Source organism: Rhizobium sp. L9, from assembly GCF_002531885.1.
Lineage (GTDB): Bacteria > Pseudomonadota > Alphaproteobacteria > Rhizobiales > Rhizobiaceae > Rhizobium.
In genome coordinates this window covers 34,202-50,835 of the sequence record NZ_NWSZ01000004.1, presented here as the reverse complement: position 1 = coordinate 50,835, position 16,634 = coordinate 34,202, and the positions used below count along the sequence as shown (strand labels likewise).

The 16,634-nt window shown below is 61.5% G+C and carries 23 protein-coding genes; 16 read left to right on the top strand and 7 right to left on the bottom strand.

What is annotated here, in order from left to right; translation table 11 throughout:
• Nucleotides 1-186: 186 nt before the first annotated feature.
• Both CO660_RS03880 and CO660_RS03875 read left to right on the top strand, forming a co-directional pair.
• Complete coding sequence (locus tag CO660_RS03880) at nucleotides 187-414, top strand: hypothetical protein (RefSeq protein ID WP_097597568.1); 228 nt, start codon at nucleotides 187-189, stop codon at nucleotides 412-414.
• A gap of 610 nt (nucleotides 415-1,024) precedes the next feature.
• A complete protein-coding gene (locus CO660_RS03875; RefSeq protein WP_085777278.1) occupies nucleotides 1,025-1,264 on the top strand; it encodes a DUF982 domain-containing protein in 240 nt (79 codons plus the stop codon).
• A gap of 26 nt (nucleotides 1,265-1,290) precedes the next feature.
• On the opposite strand, the gene CO660_RS34440 is transcribed toward CO660_RS03875, so the two are convergent.
• The 3 genes from CO660_RS34440 to CO660_RS03855 form a co-directional block, all read right to left on the bottom strand.
• Complete coding sequence (locus CO660_RS34440; RefSeq protein WP_097597565.1) at nucleotides 1,291-1,539, bottom strand: hypothetical protein; 249 nt, start codon at nucleotides 1,537-1,539, stop codon at nucleotides 1,291-1,293.
• The gene (locus CO660_RS03865) at nucleotides 1,532-1,795 is read right to left on the bottom strand and encodes a hypothetical protein (protein ID WP_097597563.1); all 264 of its coding nucleotides are present in this window, start codon (nucleotides 1,793-1,795) and stop codon (nucleotides 1,532-1,534) included. Before CO660_RS03865 ends, CO660_RS34440 begins: the two co-directional genes overlap by 8 nt.
• An 802-nt stretch (nucleotides 1,796-2,597) precedes the next feature.
• Nucleotides 2,598-3,245, bottom strand: a complete 648-nt coding sequence (locus CO660_RS03855) for a S24 family peptidase (RefSeq protein WP_097597558.1) — start codon at nucleotides 3,243-3,245, stop codon at nucleotides 2,598-2,600.
• Between the two features lie 83 nt (nucleotides 3,246-3,328).
• Between CO660_RS03855 and CO660_RS03850 the strand changes: the two genes are divergently transcribed.
• The 9 genes from CO660_RS03850 to CO660_RS03810 all read left to right on the top strand — a co-directional run bounded on the left by CO660_RS03850 (nucleotide 3,329) and on the right by CO660_RS03810 (nucleotide 8,005).
• Nucleotides 3,329-3,550: a hypothetical protein gene (locus CO660_RS03850; protein ID WP_097597848.1), complete on the top strand. Its 222-nt coding sequence runs from the start codon at nucleotides 3,329-3,331 to the stop codon at nucleotides 3,548-3,550.
• 136 nt (nucleotides 3,551-3,686) lie between these two features.
• On the top strand, nucleotides 3,687-3,953 hold the full coding sequence (locus CO660_RS03845; RefSeq protein ID WP_097597556.1) for an RNA polymerase subunit sigma-70: 267 nt from the start codon (nucleotides 3,687-3,689) through the stop codon (nucleotides 3,951-3,953).
• Between the two features lie 20 nt (nucleotides 3,954-3,973).
• Nucleotides 3,974-4,342, top strand: coding sequence for a hypothetical protein (locus tag CO660_RS03840; RefSeq protein ID WP_097597553.1), 369 nt, complete (start codon nucleotides 3,974-3,976; stop codon nucleotides 4,340-4,342).
• Nucleotides 4,308-4,709 carry a hypothetical protein gene (locus tag CO660_RS03835; RefSeq protein WP_097597551.1) on the top strand — a complete coding sequence of 134 codons (402 nt, stop codon included), beginning with the start codon at nucleotides 4,308-4,310 and terminating at the stop codon, nucleotides 4,707-4,709. Before CO660_RS03840 ends, CO660_RS03835 begins: the two co-directional genes overlap by 35 nt.
• The gene (locus CO660_RS03830; RefSeq protein WP_097597549.1) at nucleotides 4,706-5,002 is read left to right on the top strand and encodes a GcrA family cell cycle regulator; all 297 of its coding nucleotides are present in this window, start codon (nucleotides 4,706-4,708) and stop codon (nucleotides 5,000-5,002) included. Before CO660_RS03835 ends, CO660_RS03830 begins: the two co-directional genes overlap by 4 nt.
• On the top strand, nucleotides 4,999-5,208 hold the full coding sequence (locus CO660_RS03825) for a helix-turn-helix domain-containing protein (protein WP_097597546.1): 210 nt from the start codon (nucleotides 4,999-5,001) through the stop codon (nucleotides 5,206-5,208). The genes CO660_RS03830 and CO660_RS03825 overlap by 4 nt, the downstream gene beginning before the upstream one ends.
• A 14-nt stretch (nucleotides 5,209-5,222) precedes the next feature.
• Complete coding sequence (locus CO660_RS03820; RefSeq protein ID WP_097597545.1) at nucleotides 5,223-5,816, top strand: hypothetical protein; 594 nt, start codon at nucleotides 5,223-5,225, stop codon at nucleotides 5,814-5,816.
• Between the two features lie 578 nt (nucleotides 5,817-6,394).
• A complete protein-coding gene (locus CO660_RS03815; RefSeq protein WP_245421292.1) occupies nucleotides 6,395-6,811 on the top strand; it encodes a GFA family protein in 417 nt (138 codons plus the stop codon).
• Nucleotides 6,812-7,108: 297 nt separating this feature from the next.
• Nucleotides 7,109-8,005, top strand: coding sequence for a glycosyltransferase family 25 protein (locus tag CO660_RS03810; RefSeq protein WP_097597543.1), 897 nt, complete (start codon nucleotides 7,109-7,111; stop codon nucleotides 8,003-8,005).
• Here CO660_RS03810 and CO660_RS03805 read toward each other — a convergent pair.
• The 4 genes from CO660_RS03805 to CO660_RS03785 all read right to left on the bottom strand — a co-directional run bounded on the left by CO660_RS03805 (nucleotide 7,902) and on the right by CO660_RS03785 (nucleotide 11,716).
• Nucleotides 7,902-9,299 carry a HAMP domain-containing sensor histidine kinase gene (locus tag CO660_RS03805; protein ID WP_176536221.1) on the bottom strand — a complete coding sequence of 466 codons (1,398 nt, stop codon included), beginning with the start codon at nucleotides 9,297-9,299 and terminating at the stop codon, nucleotides 7,902-7,904. The two genes, CO660_RS03810 and CO660_RS03805, sit on opposite strands and share 104 nt — an antisense overlap.
• 58 nt (nucleotides 9,300-9,357) lie before the next feature.
• A complete protein-coding gene (locus CO660_RS03800; protein ID WP_097597541.1) occupies nucleotides 9,358-10,041 on the bottom strand; it encodes a winged helix-turn-helix domain-containing protein in 684 nt (227 codons plus the stop codon).
• Between the two features lie 146 nt (nucleotides 10,042-10,187).
• On the bottom strand, nucleotides 10,188-10,532 hold the full coding sequence (locus tag CO660_RS03795; RefSeq protein ID WP_245421291.1) for a hypothetical protein: 345 nt from the start codon (nucleotides 10,530-10,532) through the stop codon (nucleotides 10,188-10,190).
• 839 nt (nucleotides 10,533-11,371) lie between these two features.
• Nucleotides 11,372-11,716 carry a helix-turn-helix domain-containing protein gene (locus tag CO660_RS03785; RefSeq protein WP_097597539.1) on the bottom strand — a complete coding sequence of 115 codons (345 nt, stop codon included), beginning with the start codon at nucleotides 11,714-11,716 and terminating at the stop codon, nucleotides 11,372-11,374.
• A gap of 107 nt (nucleotides 11,717-11,823) precedes the next feature.
• On the opposite strand from CO660_RS03785, the gene CO660_RS03780 reads away from it, so the two are divergent.
• The 5 genes from CO660_RS03780 (at nucleotide 11,824) to CO660_RS03755 (ending at nucleotide 16,448) form a co-directional block, all read left to right on the top strand.
• Nucleotides 11,824-12,570: a glucose 1-dehydrogenase gene (locus tag CO660_RS03780; RefSeq protein WP_097597538.1), complete on the top strand. Its 747-nt coding sequence runs from the start codon at nucleotides 11,824-11,826 to the stop codon at nucleotides 12,568-12,570.
• Between the two features lie 325 nt (nucleotides 12,571-12,895).
• The gene (locus CO660_RS03775) at nucleotides 12,896-14,182 is read left to right on the top strand and encodes an SDR family oxidoreductase (protein ID WP_097597536.1); all 1,287 of its coding nucleotides are present in this window, start codon (nucleotides 12,896-12,898) and stop codon (nucleotides 14,180-14,182) included.
• Nucleotides 14,179-14,646 (top strand): DUF2269 domain-containing protein, encoded by a 468-nt coding sequence (locus tag CO660_RS03770; protein ID WP_097597533.1) that lies wholly within the window; start codon nucleotides 14,179-14,181, stop codon nucleotides 14,644-14,646. The genes CO660_RS03775 and CO660_RS03770 overlap by 4 nt, the downstream gene beginning before the upstream one ends.
• Nucleotides 14,647-14,954: 308 nt before the next feature.
• The gene (locus tag CO660_RS03765) at nucleotides 14,955-15,215 is read left to right on the top strand and encodes a DUF982 domain-containing protein (RefSeq protein ID WP_097597531.1); all 261 of its coding nucleotides are present in this window, start codon (nucleotides 14,955-14,957) and stop codon (nucleotides 15,213-15,215) included.
• Nucleotides 15,216-15,542: 327 nt separating this feature from the next.
• Nucleotides 15,543-16,448 (top strand): NAD(P)/FAD-dependent oxidoreductase, encoded by a 906-nt coding sequence (locus CO660_RS03755; RefSeq protein WP_097597527.1) that lies wholly within the window; start codon nucleotides 15,543-15,545, stop codon nucleotides 16,446-16,448.
• The last annotated feature ends 186 nt before the right edge of the window (nucleotides 16,449-16,634 follow it).

Below are 16,634 nucleotides of genomic sequence, written 5' to 3'. Positions count from 1 at the left end.
ATTGCCGGGGGCGAACACACGGCTGAAGTCTGCTGAGGCCCTAAGCGGTCATTCCCAAACCCAACGATACGGGCCAGCAAGCCGCCAGACTGCTGCTACACATCAGCATTGCATAACAGGAAGTATGCGTTTGCCCGAGATTGAGGTCATAAGGCGCGTGGCTGATGCTCAGGAGAGCCATTTTTTATGGATTGGGTCCCTATAGTCTTCGTTACGTTCAAGGTTCTCGCGTTAGGCATGGCCATGTTCTTCGCCATCAAGTGGCATTACGATCAAGGGGAGAAGGGGGAGAGGCGAGCGGCACTACGCACGGGCGTCACGATCGCCGCAGTCTTCGTGCTAACGATCCTGGCCGTGGGGCTCGTCGCATTCGTCCTCAGCAGGATGCTCGGTTTGGACCTGAGCTTTCCATGATGGCACCATTGATGTCGCCAGCCCCCGCAGGGGCGCCAAAATCGCTTTTGCTGATACTTAGGACGCGCCGGCACGGTCGGCGATTGGCAGGAGCGCGCTCGGTGCCTGCTGCCGAAAGTCCTACACAACAAAAAGTCCACCTGCTTCTGAAACTACGGCTGAGATAAGGAAAGCCCCGCAAAAGCGGGGATGAAGAGAGGGGGTGTTTCCTAGGTATCAGTGTCTAGGTTTGTGAAATTATTATACACAAATCAATATTTATTGCAAGGATTAACACTATCGTGAGTGCTATTCTAGCGGCTATAAATAGAAGGAATATTCGAGCGATTGTAGTTTATTCTTCAGGGAAGCAAACTATCTACAACTCAGGCTCATAATTTCTTGGTATTCGGTGGCCGTCCGATGATCGTTTGCTAAACCCCAAGCATCGCGTCCCTGAACGTCAGGCGGTCGACCCAAAAACCGGTCGCCACGTTTTTCTGGCTCTCGAACGTCTGGCTGCCCGCAAGTTGATTCGCTCGGCGACAATTAGATGTGAGATAGTCATCGCAACCGGAACGAGTCCGAGCGCCGCTCGTTGAGTCGCGTGTTCCGCGTGAGGGGCTGCATCATGAGCAGGAGACGAAGCTTCAAGCCGGTGAAGATCACCATCAACGGCAAGACCAGGACCGTTTACAACGTCGTTCAGGCCGGCAATGCCTTGCTGAACGACTGGCCGGAGCAGACGCCGGCGGCCAAGGCCGCCGAGCTGCTGGTGCTCGATGTGTTCAACGATGTCGCCGAGCCCGAGCAGGTGCGCCGCGCCTTCATCACCGCGGCGAAGGCGAGCGACATCAAGTTCAGCTCCTAACCGGCGGCGCTTCGAGAACCATTCGCTTACTTCCATGATGCTTGCTTCCGATTATCGAGGTCGGGATTCTTGAGTTGCGGCTGCATCCAGGCGGACGAGACGATCGCCGCCAGAAAGCCGAAGGCGATGCAGGTGATTGCCTGGAGCCGCCAGGAGACGAAGGAGGCCGGCGCCGGGGCGAAGAGCTTCTCGGCGCATTGACCGGGTGGGCAGGTACAGCCGGAAAAAGCTCTGATAACGCAATCGGCGGATATGTCCGTTTCTCCCTTAGGCATAGAGCTGATCGCGATCGGTGATGCCCATGATCTCGCGGGCATAGCGGTAATGCGCCTCGACGCTGGCCGTGGCGCCGCGCAGCCATGACGGGCCGCGGACCGAATGTTCGGGGCGGCCGAGATAGGCAAAGCCGAGGGCGCCCATGCGCTGGGCCTCGTTGGCCATATAGGCATCACAGTCGTCGAGCTCTCGCACCGCATTCCAGCGGGCGTCCCGCCGGCTCTGCTCGGTCTCGATCCTGCGGATATGCTGCATTGCTCTGCCCTCTCGTGCCGGCCGGTCGGCATATCGGAAAAGGTACATAACATACCCCAAATCGTCAATCGAAAAAGGTATAAAAAATACCTGACAGATTGACGAGGTACGAATCGTAGGCGTATGTCTCGACCAGATGATTGGGCGACCGGGTGCAACTCCCGAGCTGACGAAGCCCAGCGGCGCGGGAAGCGAAAGTCCTTAAGTGCGCTGTCAGAAAATCAGGACGAGGGCGAAGCGAATGGCCCCTCTGGCACGTGTCCCATCCCGGCTCCGGCCTTCAGGACATGGCCAATGCTCTCCCGGCTTCATGGGCCTTGCTCATGGGGTAGGGGGAAGCTTTGGCCGGAACCCTCCCTCACCAGCCTTCAGGAACGGGAAAGAGATGGAAGAGAGAGGGAGTGAGAGAGATCAGGATATCGCGGGCGCGCGGGGCGGGCGATGCTCCGCTCTGCGGCGCGTCGCGGCCTTCAGATTGGACGCCTGCGCTCGAAGCGGTTGTTTGCAGGCGTCAGTCGCGAGGTCGCTGCAGGTACCTTGCACGGGGTGAGTGGAGCGCCGGGCAGAGCGGGCTTCTTGAGAGCCGTCTTCGTTGTGAGGGGTTCACCTCAAAGCAGGATCGCTAGCGTGGCGCCGAAAGCGGTGATCAGCACGGCAAGTGTCGCGATTTGGAACCAGATCCTGCCGGCTCGTGAGGACGGGCGGATGATCTTGAATCTTTTTGGGAAGTGGTTGGAATGTTGCTGGAGCGCTAAGCGTTAAGTCACAGATTAGATTTATATTTTTTTGAAGAGCCTTGCTCTCACATCTCGATCACCGACCGGCGGACGCGGCCGACGATGGTGACCGCGCCGTGGAATTCCGGCGGCGGCACGTCCTCGTAGGAGGCGGGCTGGAAGGGCGGATTGTCGTTCGGGCGGTAGCGCTTGTAGGTCGCAGCCCCGGTCTCGTCGGCGACGACATAGAGCGCGTTCGGCGCCAGGCGCTTGTCGCGGCGGTTGACGAAAATGATCGAGCCTGGCGGCGAGATCTTGTTCATCGAATTGCCCTCGACCTCGAGCGCGATCCAGTCGCCGTCGGGCAGATCGAGCGCGGCGACGGTCGGGAATTCCGAAAAGTCGGTGATCGGCGCCTGCTCGGTCAGCTGGCCGGCGCTGACCCAGGAGATCTTCGGCACGTCGGCGACGGAAACCGGCCGCTCCTCCGGATCGAGCGCATCGCCGGTTCCGAACTGCAGCCAGTTGAGATTGACCCTGAACGCCTTGGCATATTTCTTCGCGTCGGCGATGCCGAAGCCGTTCCGGCCCGACTCGTGCGCCTTGTAAACATTGGCGTTCCAGCCGAAACGATCGACGATCGCCTTCGGCCCGGTAAAGCCCGCGTTCTTCCTGGCCATGACCAGACGCTTTGCGCGTTCTTCGCGCTCAAATTGTTCCTGATCTTTCAACATGATATAAATAATACCCTAAAATAAGGTACATGTAATCCCCTAAATCGCTTGACGTGCGAGGTATTTTACGTACCCTTATGGTCATGACAAGCAACGATATCATCAACAACCGGCCCCGGCTTTCGGGCCTAGCCAATGCCCGTTACACCGGCTGCCCGCGCTGCGGCAGGGCGCTGTCGATCGCCGAGGTGATCGAACGCCATTGCGAAAATTGCGGCCGCCAGACCGAGCCCGCAGAGATGCGGCAGACGCCGGTCCCCGGCTCTCGGCCGATCAGCAATTCCGGCAGCCTCACTCCTCCCTGAAGGCTATCGGCAGCTGGCGTCGCCGCGCTCCCTCGGCGACGCCGGCACCTTCCACAAGATTTGAGACGAACGATCTCGCCGGCGCCCGCTTTGCGGGAAGAGCTCGGCCGCGGATCGAATGAAAAGAGATCAAACGATGAGCACCGCCCCGGCGCATCAAGCCACTCACATGAACGCCCTCGAGCTCTTCCGCTCCGGCCGGGATTATATCGAAATCTCCGCCATCCTCGGCCTGCCGGTGCCCGCCGTGGAAAGCGAGATTCACCGTCTTCGCAGCGCCGAGAAGGGCGACACCGCCCAGCAGGATCATGACGGCCGCGCGGTCCGGCGCTTTCCCGGCCGCGCCGTAAGGCCGGGCGCCCTGGTCAACTTCGCCCGAGGGCGGCTGAAGCTCCGGGTTTAAGGACGGCGAGAAGCAATCACATGGAAAAGACAGAGATGAGCAAGGACATCATGGAGATCTTGAGCCCCGTGCTGGGGCAGGAACTGGCGGCGGCGATCATCGAGCATCGCAGCCGCACGCTGAAAAAGCCGCTGACGGCCTATGCGGCGCGGATCCAGGTCAGGGAGTACCTGAAGACCGGCAACCCGGTCGAGGCTGCCGAGATGCAGATCCTGCGCGGCTTGCGGGCGATCAAATCCGATTGGTATTTCAATGAAAAGGCGAGGGAAGCCGGGTCGATCAATGCAAGCACGGGCAGAAGGACAACGGTCGATGCCGCAAGAGATTTCATCTCCGGTCAAGATCATAGCGGGGATGCTTTCGGGCTTTCCGGCCTCCGCCGGCATTGATCCCGACATGCAGATCCGCGCCTATCTCGTCGCCATCGACGGCATTCCGGCAGAGGCGGTCTGGCAGGCCGCCAAGCTGTTCCTCTCCGGCAAGGTCCGCGATCATAACCGCGCCTTCGCCCCGAGCGCGGCGAGTTTTGCCGAAATCGCCCGCCAGCAGCAGGCGGTGATGACGGCGCAACGCCGCCCGCGCGTCGAGGCGCCACCCGAACAGCCGCCGCAGCCGAAGGTCGCCGCCCACAAGATGCGGCTGCTGAGACAGGCGGCAAACGGCAGCCGCAGCGCCAAACGGGCGCTGGCTGAGATGTTTCCCGACAATCCGGTCATCGCAAGGGCCGCACGAGACGCACAGGAGGCAATGGGATGAGAGATTTGTTCTGGACGGAAGACAAGATCGTCAAGGCGCAGAAGCTCTGGCAGGAAGGGTTTTCGGCGCGTGAGATCGCCGAACTCTTCGGCTCGAAGAAGAACACCGTCATCAACATGGCGCATCGCAACCGCGACCGGTTTCCCTCGAGGCAGGATGCGCGCAAGGCGCTGGCGGTCGCCGGCGAGGCGCCCGCGCCGATCAGCCATCCCGACCGGGTGCGGCGGGTGACGCTGTCCGGCGCCGAGGTGACGATGCCGCGCGTGCCGACGATCGACGGGCCGGCGCCATGAGTGCAGTTACCAGTGCCGTGACCCCGCGCGAGCGAGAGATCATCGGCTGGATGGCGCAAGGCAAGACCGCCGCCGAGATCGGCACCATCCTCGGCATCTCGCCGATCACCGTCAACACCCACATTGCCAATGCCAAGGCCAAACTCGGCGTGTTCAAGGAGACCGCCCTGGTCGCCGCTGCGCTGCGAAACGGCATCATTCGATAGGAAGGATAATCAGCATGGGCGGCAAGGCCACCAAGGTGAAGATACAGCGGGTTAACAAGGGCGCCGGCCGGCCGCGCAAGGCCAATGTCGAGCGTTTCCCCTGCGGCAAGATCAAGCCCTTCGAAACCGAGAAGGAGAATATCAGCGTGGCGATGGCGGCGCGCCGGCGCATTCACGGCTTCGGCAGGACGGTTGATGACGAGACGGTCAGGAGCCCCTATGCCGGTTATACCCTTGGCCGCATGTTCCTCGACGGGCTGATATCAGACGAGCAGCGCCAGGCCGGCGACGACTATGCCGAGGTCATGGCCCGCTACCACAAGACGACCGGCATCCCGGCCCCGAGCCCGCGGGCCCAGTCGCTCTTTGCCGTCAAGGGCCATGAAGGCGAGGTGACCGAAAGCCTCGCCGACCGCGCCCGCAAGGCCAGCAACCGCATGATGGAACTGCAGGCCGTCCTTCTGCGCTGCGACGACGGGCCGCAGGTGCGCAGCACCGTCTATAACGTGGCGGTGATGGATTACGAACACCTGCGCCAGATGCCGCCGCAACAATTGCTGTGGCTGCGGCGGGGGTTGATCGCGCTAAGGAGGGCGAAGGCGGGGTGATGGGGGCGAGCTTGTGGGCGGCTTCGAACTGGCACGATGCACCCTAGCTTTGACCAGATCGACCTATGGAATGCGGTGCCGTGAGGCCCCCTCATCCGACCCTTCGGGCCACCTTCTCCCCGCTGGGGAGAAGGGGGAAATGCCGTTCCTTCGTCAACCCCATTGTACCGAGTGCCTTGATCAGGCGGATTCATTTGGGCAAGGCAGGCGCGACTTGCTCCCTCTTCTCCCCAGCGGGGAGAAGGTGGCCCGAAGGGTCGGATGAGGGGGCCGCATGGCACAGCGCCAACGAGGATCAATTTATCCGGACGTGCCTCCGGGCTGCCGCTCCAATCGCGATGTGGATCAAAAGTGGGCAAGAATGCGGGGCGCTCCCACATACGTGGACGCGTCCTGGCTTTGACCGGAGTGGGCCGCACAGAGTATCGAAGTGCATGGCTGTGTTATAAGCACCTCCGCACGGCCCACAAACCTTACGATCGGGGAAGCCCGTTGTTCCCGAACCGACGAAGTATTTTGGATGCGAGGCGCGTCAGAACGATCTGAACAACGGCACTCCGCCGTGAGATGAACATGGAATGAGCCAAATGCCCGTCTTTCATGCCAAGTGCAGCTGCGGCGCCCTGTGCCTGGAGGTCGATGGCGATCCGGTGCACAATCACGTCTGCACGTGCACGCGCTGCCAGCGCGCATCCGGTAGCGCTCTCGCCCACAATGTATGGTTCCGTGAGGAAGATGTCCGGATCGTTTCGGGAGACTATTCCCTATGGTTTCCGCAGGGCGAAGCCGTGCCGGATGTGATGAAAGCCTTCTGCCGGATCTGTGGTGGCGGCGGGTTTTCCAGATCCGGCGCATACTTACCCGGCACCGTCGTCATCGCGGCCGGCACATTCGCCGATCCGTCCTTTCCTGCGCCCGATCACGTTCATTGGTGGGACAATCGCCCTCAATGGATCGACCTCGCCCACTCGATCGAGCGTGATGCCGGAAATTAGGGGTTCCGGCCGACGCGAGTTTCTGACTCCGGCGCGGCACGCAATGGGTCGCCGTCGTCATCGAAGGCTTGATTGATGTCGTCATGATCGCGGGAAGGGAAGTGACCCATTGCGTGCAGCAAGCGAGATGTAGCGCAACATTCTTACGGGCTTTTTGCCGGGACAATACCAATCCGTAAGAATGCATCGCTCGGCCGGCGATGGCGCAGCTTACGGAAATGTATGATTCAGGCGAAGTCCCGGTGAGATTGGCAGCGCAGGCTTGGCGTCGTCATTGCCAAGTCGAGGCCAAGTCTCATGAATATGCGCGCCACGCCTGCCGCCCTTATGCCGGCCATTCATCCGGTCAGCCTGCGGGTGAATACCTATCTCATCAATCTCGACCGCGCGCCGTTGCGCCGGTTTCGAATGGAGCGGCTGCTGTCAGGCTTCGGCCTTGCCTATGAGCGCGTGGCGGCCGTCGACGGGGCGGGGTTGAGCCTGCCGCATCCCGACTTCGACGAGAGATCCTATCTCCGCCGGCACGGCCGCCGGCCGAACCTTTTCGAGATCGGCTGCTATCTCAGCCATGTCGTATGCGCCAGGCGCTTCCTCGGCAGCAATGGCGAATTCGCCCTCATTCTCGAAGACGATCTCGACTTCGACGATGATTTCGCCGAGCTGCTCGAGGCCGCCCTCCAGCACGAGGCGCAGTGGGACATTCTGCGGCTCTCGACGGTCAATTCCGGGCGGAAGCACCGGGTCGAGCCGCTGACCGCCGCCCGCTCGCTCGCCATCGCGCTGACCCGCGAGAAGGGCTCCGGCGCCTATCTGATCAACCGCAAGGCGGCGGGCTGGATTGTTGGGGCGATGCTGCCGATGCGGCTGCCCTATGATCTCGCCTTCGACCTGGAGTTCGATGAGGGGCTACGCGCCTGCTTCGTCGATCCGCTGCCGGTGAGCCAAAGGGCCGATCCCTGCTCGCAGATCCAGGCGGGGCTTTCGGCCTACCGGCTCGGCCGCCGCAGGCCGTGGAGCGTGCTGCCCTTTCGCGCTGCGGCCGAAATCCGCCGCTTTGTTGCCCGCTTCATCAGGCTCGCGGCATGGCGGCTCAGGATTTCTCCGGCATCAATGGGAAGGCGATCGAAACGCGAAGGCCGGGATAATTGTCCGTCAGCGCAATCTCGGCCGAATGCAGCTCTGCGATCGCCTTGACGAGGCTGAGGCCGAGGCCGCTTCCCGGCGTCGTGCGGCTCTTGTCGATCCGGTAGAGCCGCCGGAAGACCTTGTCCCTTTCCTCGGCGGGTATGCCGGGGCCGGTATCGGCGACCGAAAGAAGGGCGCGGCTGCCTTCGCGGCGGAGCGAAAGCGTGATGCCGGTTCCGGCCGGGCAGTGGGTGATCGCGTTCTCCACCAGGTTGGCGATCATCTGCGTCAGGAGATCTCGGTCGCCCCAGATGACGGCGGGAGCGCGCGCGGCGATCCGGAACGACTGCCCCGCATCTTCGGCGACATCGCCATAGACCTCGGAGATGACGCTCAGCACGGCGTCGAGATCGGTCGCCTGGAAACGCTCCTTGCGGGCGCCGGCCTCGATCTGGGAAATGCGCAGCAGCGCCTCGAAGGTGAGATTGATCCGGTCGCTCTCGTTTCTGGCTTCGTCGAGCAGAGCCGAAACATCCGCCTGCCGGTCGTTCTCGGCCGCGGCAGCATCGAGCGTCAGGCGCAGCCTGTTGAGCGGCGTTTTCAGATCATGGGCAATATCGGCGCTCACCTGCCGCATGCTCTCGACCAATCGCTGCAGCCGCTCCAGCGCCGCATTGATCTGGATCGCCACCGTATCGAGATCGTCGCCGTTGCCGGTGATCGGAATGCGGGCCTCGAGCGCGCCGTGCGACACGTCGTTCATGGTGTTGGCGACCCGGTCCAGCCGTGCCTGGGCGCGAACGGCGAGAAAGACGCCGCCGCCGATCGCCGTCGCCACGACGATTGCGGCGGCCCATTCGAAGCTGACCAGCACGATCCGCAGCATCTCGTCGGCATCGTTGAAGTTCTCGGCCACGACAAGGCTGTAGGGGCCGATCGTCGATACCTGCATCCGGTAGCGTTCATGCCCCTTGAGCCCGACATCGCCAGAGGTGACAGTATAGACGCCGTTCGGAATGCGTGGTGCTGTGAAATTGCCGGCAAGCTTGCGCCCGCCGGCATCGGTCAGCGAATAGAGCCCGTCGGAGGTCGACTGGAAGCTTGCATAATTGTTCAGCGTGTTGATCAGATCTTCGGTGTCGCCGGGCTGATAGGTCGAGACAATCAGTGAATTCATCTCGCTCAGCGACTGGTCGACATCGCGGCCGAGGCCGAGGCTGAGCATGTGATAGATGATCGCGCCGCTGAAGACGAAGGCGACGACGAAGAGCACGCCAAAGGTGACGGCCAGGCGAAACGGCGTGCTCCTGCGCAGGCTAGAGCATGATGCCGAAAAGTGTGCGCGGTTTTCGGACGGCATCATGCTCTTACTCTTTAAATTGCGAACAGGATTTGAGATTTTCAGGCCGATGGGCCTGAAATCATCCTGTTCGAGGGGCATGCAGGCTGTATCCGGTGTTGCGGATCGTGTGCAGCAGCTGAGCCTGGAACGGCTTGTCGACCTTGGCCCTGAGGCGGCTGATATGGGTCTCGACGACGCTGGTCTTCGGGTCGAAGTGGAAATCCCAGACCCGCTCCAAGAGCATCGTCTTGGTGATGACCCGGCCTTCGCCGCGCATCAGCACCTCGAGCAGGGTGAATTCGCGCGGCTGCAGCTCGATCACCTGGCCGGCGCGCCGCGCCTCCCGCCGGATCAGATCGAGCTCGAGATCGGCGACCTTCAAGACGGTGCGCTGCTCCTGCACCGGCGGGCGCCGGCCGAGCGCATTGACGCGCGCCAGAAGCTCCGAGAAGGCGAAGGGTTTGGTGAGATAATCGTCGCCGCCCGCCTCCAGCCCCTCGACCCGATCGTCGACGCCGCCGATCGAGGTCAGGAACAGCGCCGGCGTGCCGACCTTCGCGGCGCGCAGCGAGCGCACGATCGCCAGGCCGTCGAGGCCCGGCAGCATGCGATCGACGACGATGACGTCATAGGCCTCGCGCTGCGCCTGAAACAGCCCGTCGCGGCCGTCGCCGAATACGTCACAGACATGCCCGGCCTCGGAGAAGCCCTTGGCGATATAATCGGACGTCTTGGTATCGTCCTCGATCAGCAGGATTCGCATCGGCCGCTCCCGGATGCCTGGTGCGGCAAGATCTAGCCGAGACGACAGTCTGGCGGCAACTTACGGATTGGTAAGGGAGGGCGGGCAGGGTGCTCCACCGGTGAAGTTCGACTCGAGTGTGACAATGCCTCCCTGCAACTAGGGGCTCATTGCTGCTGGTTGCCCGTCCGGCCGGTCGGAGCGGCTCCCCACTGGCGTTCAAAGAATTTCGTCTTGGCGCCAAGATAAACGAGCGCGAGCAACAGGGCGATGCCGAAATAGCGGTGGACGTAGACCGTGGCCAGAAGGACGAGCGCGATGCCGCTGGCGCAGATGAACCCGAAGCGGATCGAGTACGGCTTGTCCTTTCCTCCCCACCCCAAGCCGAGGGCCAGGAGCCACGCGAGGAAGATGAAGCTGGGCACACCCCATTCGGACAACCAGAAAGATCTGAACAGCACGCCGGACACGGCCAGCAGACACCCTACGACCAACGAACAAACTCTGATCATCCCTGTGCCGCCTCCATGATTCCGAAATTGGCGGATCGGTTAGCAATGAAATGATGCAACATGCAAAGGCGGCCTTCCCGTGGTGGCTGTGTCACAACCCGATCGCGATGCGCAATCACTAGCAGCGGAACTTAAACCAAAGGCAAATACGTATGGTTGTGTTTTCACTAATTGCTGCAGAACTTGCGGACGCCTTCATCAGCGTCCGCTTCTCAATTGGACGAATGATACAGGAGGCTCGAACGCAATCGGCCCGACTGCTTTGCCCGCAGGCAGTCGTCCGTAGTCGTCGATCGGCAACGGCAGCAGAAATCACTTCTGCCGAGTTTCGGTTCTCAACTTCTCCAAATCGGGCATCTCGGATCCCAGGGCCTTGCCGAGCGGTTCGAAGCCCTTATGAGGAGGCCTCAGGAGACCCTTGCACAGGCCGTCCTTCCATGAAACCCCCCGATCCCACGCTTCCGCCCACGCATCTGTCAGCTCAGAGGCATGGCGTGTCTTTTGGCGGCGATCTCCAGTTATAAGTTTCTGCCAAGACCTTATAACTAATTGTCCTCCCGACATGCGTCGGCAAGTCGCGAGTATGGATCCCAGGGTCAAGCCCTGGGATGACGGAGAGTGGGGGTTGACGTTCTCGCCAAACGCGCCGCCGGCGCAGCGGATATGCATCGGCTAGCGTGAATGACGAAGTCTGGCAGCGAGATCAGAAAGTGAGATTGCGCCAGGTTTGCCGAACCTCACCCTGTTACCGCAGGGCACCTAACACTCTCCGTCGTCCTCGGGCTTGACCGAGGACCCAGGCGAACCACCAACAGCAGCTGCTATCGCTCCAAGAGCCGTCAACCCGTCTGCAGTTGCTCCGGAAGCTGTCCGTAAGCCGTCAGAATCGCGCTGACCAAGCCGGGAAAGCGCTCGTCGAGCTCGGCGCAGCGGGTCTGGTTGCGCATCTCCACCCCCTGGCGTTCGCTGCGGATCAGGCCGGATTCGCGCAGCACCTTGAAATGGTTGGAGAGCGACGATTTTGGAATGACGCGGTCGCCGAGATCGGCGAGCGCTGAACAGGTGCCGCCGCAGGCGGTGCCGGCGAGCTTGGCGAAGATCGCGACGCGCTCCGGATCAGAGAGCGCATAGAGGATCGCCTCGGGTTTTATGTCCTCCAGGGCGGGGTGAAAAATCGGTCGCATGAATTTTATATAGGGCCACTTGACATCGAGATCAACAGTTCCGAATTTCTGAACTACGGAACAAGGCCGTCAATTCCGGCGGCCGTCCGGATCAGAAGGAACAAGAAATGGCTAAGCTCACAGGAAAGGTCGCAGTGATAACGGGAGCCTCCAAGGGCATCGGCGCCGCGATTGCCAAAGCGATGGCGGCTGAAGGTGCTGAAGTGGTGGTGAATTACGCTTCGAGCAAGGCCGGAGCCGACGCCGTGGTCGAGGCGATCGGCGCGGCCGGCGGCAAGGCCATTGCGGTGCAGGGCGATGTTTCCAAAGCCGAGCAGGCGCAGGGCGTGGTCGATGCCGCGGTCAAGGAATTCGGCAAGCTCGACGTGCTGGTCAACAATTCCGGCGTCTATGAATTCGCCCCGATCGGCGAGGTGACCGAGGAGCACTATCGCCGCATGTTCGACGTCAATGTTCTCGGCGTTCTCCTGACCACCCAGGCAGCGGCCAAGCATCTCGGCGAGGGCGGCAGCATCATCAACATCTCCTCGGTGGTCACCAGCATCGGGCTGCCGGCCACTGCCGTCTACACCGGCACCAAGGGCGCCGTCGAGGGCATCAACAGCGTGCTTGCCAAGGAGCTTGGCCCGCGCAAGATCCGCGTCAACGCCATTCTGCCGGGCATGGTCGAGACCGAGGGCACCCATACGGCCGGCGTCATCGGCTCCGATCTCGAACAGAACATGGCCGACCAGACGCCGCTCGGCCGCATCGGCCAGCCGGACGATATCGCCGATGTTGCCGTCTTCCTCGCTTCCGACGATGCCCGCTGGCTGACCGGCGAACGGCTGGTCGCGAGCGGCGGTTTCCGCTAAGGCTTGCGATGGCGGTGCGTGCGCCTTTATGGAGGCGCGCGCATACTGTGTCGGCAGAAGGTTCACCCCTCCGTCGTCCTCGGGCTTGACCCGAGGACCAACGCCGGCGTCATCGGCTGTGGCCATCGTCATTGGGATGACGGAGAATGAGGGTGCGTTTCCGTCCAACTCGCCGCATCGAGCAGACGCGATCCGGGAACTCAAGCACTCGGAATTGCTGGGTCGACGCAATTCAAAATTTATCCCAGCATTGTCACGAGGAAGGGCGCTGGAACGAAATCCTGCACGCAAAGGTTCGGGGCTTTTGAGTGCGAAGGTCGTCCGTATGAAAATCCTTGTTATCGGCGCAACAGGACTTGTTGGCTGTGCCGTCTCAGCCCGGCTAGCGGCATGCGGACATGATATCATCTGTGTGGTGCGTCCTGGAAAACGGCCGGTTGAAAGCACCGGCAGTTGGGTTGAAGTCGATGTGGCCAAAGCAGTGGCGCCGTCTGCCTGGCTGCATCATCTCGAGGGAATAGACGCCGTCGTCAATTGCGCCGGGGCATTGCAGGACGGAGTGACCCACAACATGGCCGGCGTCCACGCGCAGGGACCGGGAGCGCTGTTCCGCGCATGCGAGCAATCCGGCGTGCGCCGTGTGATTCATTTCTCGGCAATTGGAGTGGATCGGCAGCAGCCATCGACGTTCTCGCGGACGAAACTTTCCGGCGACATGGCCTTAATGGAGACGGATCTCGACTGGGTAATACTGCGTCCGTCCGTGATCCTTGGTGATGCGGCCTTCGGCTCCAGTGCATTGTTTCGCGGACTTGCGGCGCTGCCGTTCCTGCCAGTGATGCCATCGACCGGGAAACTTCAGGTGGTGCAGCTCGAAGACGTCACCGAAACCGTCATTCGGCTGCTCGACAGAACGGCCCCGTCGAAAATCGCGCTCGAAATCGTCGGCCCGCAGGCGCTCGAGTTTGAAGAGATTGTGGCGCGATACCGCAGTTGGCTCGGCTGGCCTCCGGCCAAGCGCTACCTGCTGCCCCGCCCGCTCGCCAGCCTTCTTTATTGGTTGGGCGATTTTGCCGGGTCGCTGGGCTGGCGGCCGCCGGTTCGAAGCACGGCCGCAAGGGAGATCGCGCGCGGCGCCGTCGGCGATCCCAGCGAATGGATAGCCGCAACGGGTATCCGGCCATCGTCGTTGGACGATGCCTTGGCACGTCGCCCGGTTTCGGTTCAGGAGCGTTGGTTTGCAAAACTCTACTTCCTGAAGCCCGTCACTTTTGTGCTGCTGCCCCTCTTCTGGATATCGACGGGAATAATCTCGCTGACATCGGGCTTCGAGCAGGGTGTCACGCTGATGATGGGGGGCGGGGCAGGTAGTTTGGCGGCACCAACCGTTATTGCCGGGGCACTTGCAGACATCGCGATAGGATGCGCCATCGCCATACGCCGCACTGCGCGGTGGGGCCTTTACGCAGCTATCCTGCTGTCACTTTTCTATGCGGCGGCCGGCACCGCGATATTGCCGGAGTTATGGAATGAGCCGCTTGGCCCGTTGACAAAGATATGGCCGATCCTCGTGTTGCACCTGGTTGCTCTCGCGATCTTGGAGGAGCGATGACCTATTTCGCGTTGAAATTCCTGCATATCATCGGCGCCACCGTTCTCCTCGGCACCGGCGCGGGCATCGCCTTTTTCATGTTGGTCGCGCATCGCACCGGCCATGCAACGACCGTGGCCGCCGTCGCGCGGATCGTGGTCATTGCGGATTTCGTCTTCACCACAACCGCCGTGATCGCTCAGCCGATCACCGGCATGGCGCTCGCCTGGTATGTCGGCTATTCGCTTTGGGAGCGCTGGATCGTTTGGTCGATCGTTCTTTATCTCATCACGGGTGCTTTTTGGCTGCCGGTCGTTTGGATGCAGATGGAGATGCGCAAGATTGCGAAGGGAGCAGCGGCCAACGGTGAGCCGCTGCCGGCGCGATACCATCGGCTGTTCTGGACTTGGTTCTATTTCGGCTTTCCGGCTTTCGCGGCGGTGCTGGCAATTCTCTGGCTGATGATCACCCGCCCGGTTGGATAATCCGCGGAGTTCCGGCTTTTCGACCAACCTCCTGCCTGTCCGACCTCCGTGCCACCCTCCGACCGGAAATGTGGACTCGGCGCGCGCCGGCTCCACCGCCGCTGCACGAACTTGGCGTCATCGCGGACGCCGTCGCTCAGACTGCACACTCCAGCGAATCCCTATCGACGCTCGTGTAAGATCTTAACGATCATGACCTTCTCCCCATGTTCTCTCCCAAGCTGTCCGATAACGGACCAACCATTACGGCTTGGGAACTCGGACAGCTGAAGGCGGTTGTCGGGGAAAACCTGGCAATGAGGTCTGCAATGGAAAAGGTTATCAATATCGACTTCCATGTCACTTGGAAGCCACCGGTATACGTCCGGATCGGCGACGGCATGCGTGAGCGCATTGAGGGCCCGGATGCGGCGCTTGCGGCGCTTCTCCATCGCTGGCCGTCGACCAATTCTCGTGAGTTCGGCATCGCCAAGCGCAGATGCGTCGATGCCATCGCTCGCCGTGGAAGTGCCGAGGGAGCCCGCAGGGCTTTCATGGAGGCGGCGCTCGCCGCGAGGGTATTCGCATGACCGTGCTTTCAATCGACGCACCGCACTGGGCGATACTTTTGGGGACGTTGACGCTTGCATGCTGGATTGCTGCCGGCCTGGCGGCCGTTCTCGGGACGGCTGAGGAGATCAGGCACGGTCAAGCCGGGAGATTTACCGGTTATATGACACCGGGCCTCGCTGGGGCCGGCGTTGGCTTTGCACTAGCGATGATTACCATCTTGGTATCCGCCTGAAGAGCAGCAGACGCCGGACGGCTTCCTCGGAGCGGTCTACCTGGTCGATGCAGGCGATGTGAGTTATTCCAACGCCTTACGACATCTTGAGCGGCGACGGTCTGGAGACACGATGCGCGACTGCATTATCATCGGAGGTGGACCTGCTGGCTTGACTGCGGCCGTTTATCTTGCGCGCTACCACCTTTCGACAACCGTATTCGACGACCATTGCAGTCGTGCCGCCACCATTCCGATTTCCCATAACCTCGCAGGGTTCCCGGAGGGTATCAGCGGAAGGGAGCTTCTCGCCAGGATGCGCACGCAGCTTCAAAGGTACAAAGTTGAGATCCGCAGTGAGGGCGTCAGACAGCTTCAGCAGGAGCATGACGGCTTTCACGTTGTTTCCAGCCATGGCGGCATGCGGGCGCGAACAGTCCTTCTCGCCACCGGCGTCACCGACCGCAAGCCACCGATGTTGGCCGAGCTTCATGACGAGGCTGTTGCGCGCGGCCTTATCCGCTACTGTCCTGTCTGCGACGGGTTCGAGATCACCGACAAGCCTGTCGCCGTCATCGGTTGCGGATCGAGAGCGTTTGCAGAGGCGCTGTTCCTGCGGAGTTATACGACACACCTAACGATCATTACTCCGCAAGAGGAACACGAGCTCTCGGAGATTGAGCTCAATCGGCTGCGGGACTTGCGGATCGGCCTCCAGGAAGGTCCGATAAAATCTATCGACCCTGAGCGCGATAGGATCACAATCGCAACAGCTTCGAGCATCGGCGTGTTTTCGTCTATTTACCCGGCGCTTGGATCGGACGTTCGGTCGGAACTGGCAGCTATGGTCGGCGCAGAATTGTCGGAGAACGGCTGCGTCATCGTCGACGGTCACCAAAGGTCAAGCATTCCTGGCCTTTATGCAGCGGGAGACGTGGTCATCGGCTTGGATCAGATCGGGACCGCAATGGGGCAGGCGGGCATAGCGGCCAGCGCGATCCGAAACGATCTGAACGAGGCTAGCCCTCTAGCGCGCTAAGGGATGCCGTCGCTTCTGAGCCCCACCAACGCATTTCCAGGAAAGTTTGTGGACAGGGTGAGCCTGAGCCTTGCTCTGCGTCGGCGCTCACGATCTCGCAAATCAAAGTTGAGCCGCTGCCAGGAAGCTCGACGGGGAGGCGTGCGATAGAGCCTTAGCCCAATTCTGCCGTAAAGCGGCACCCGC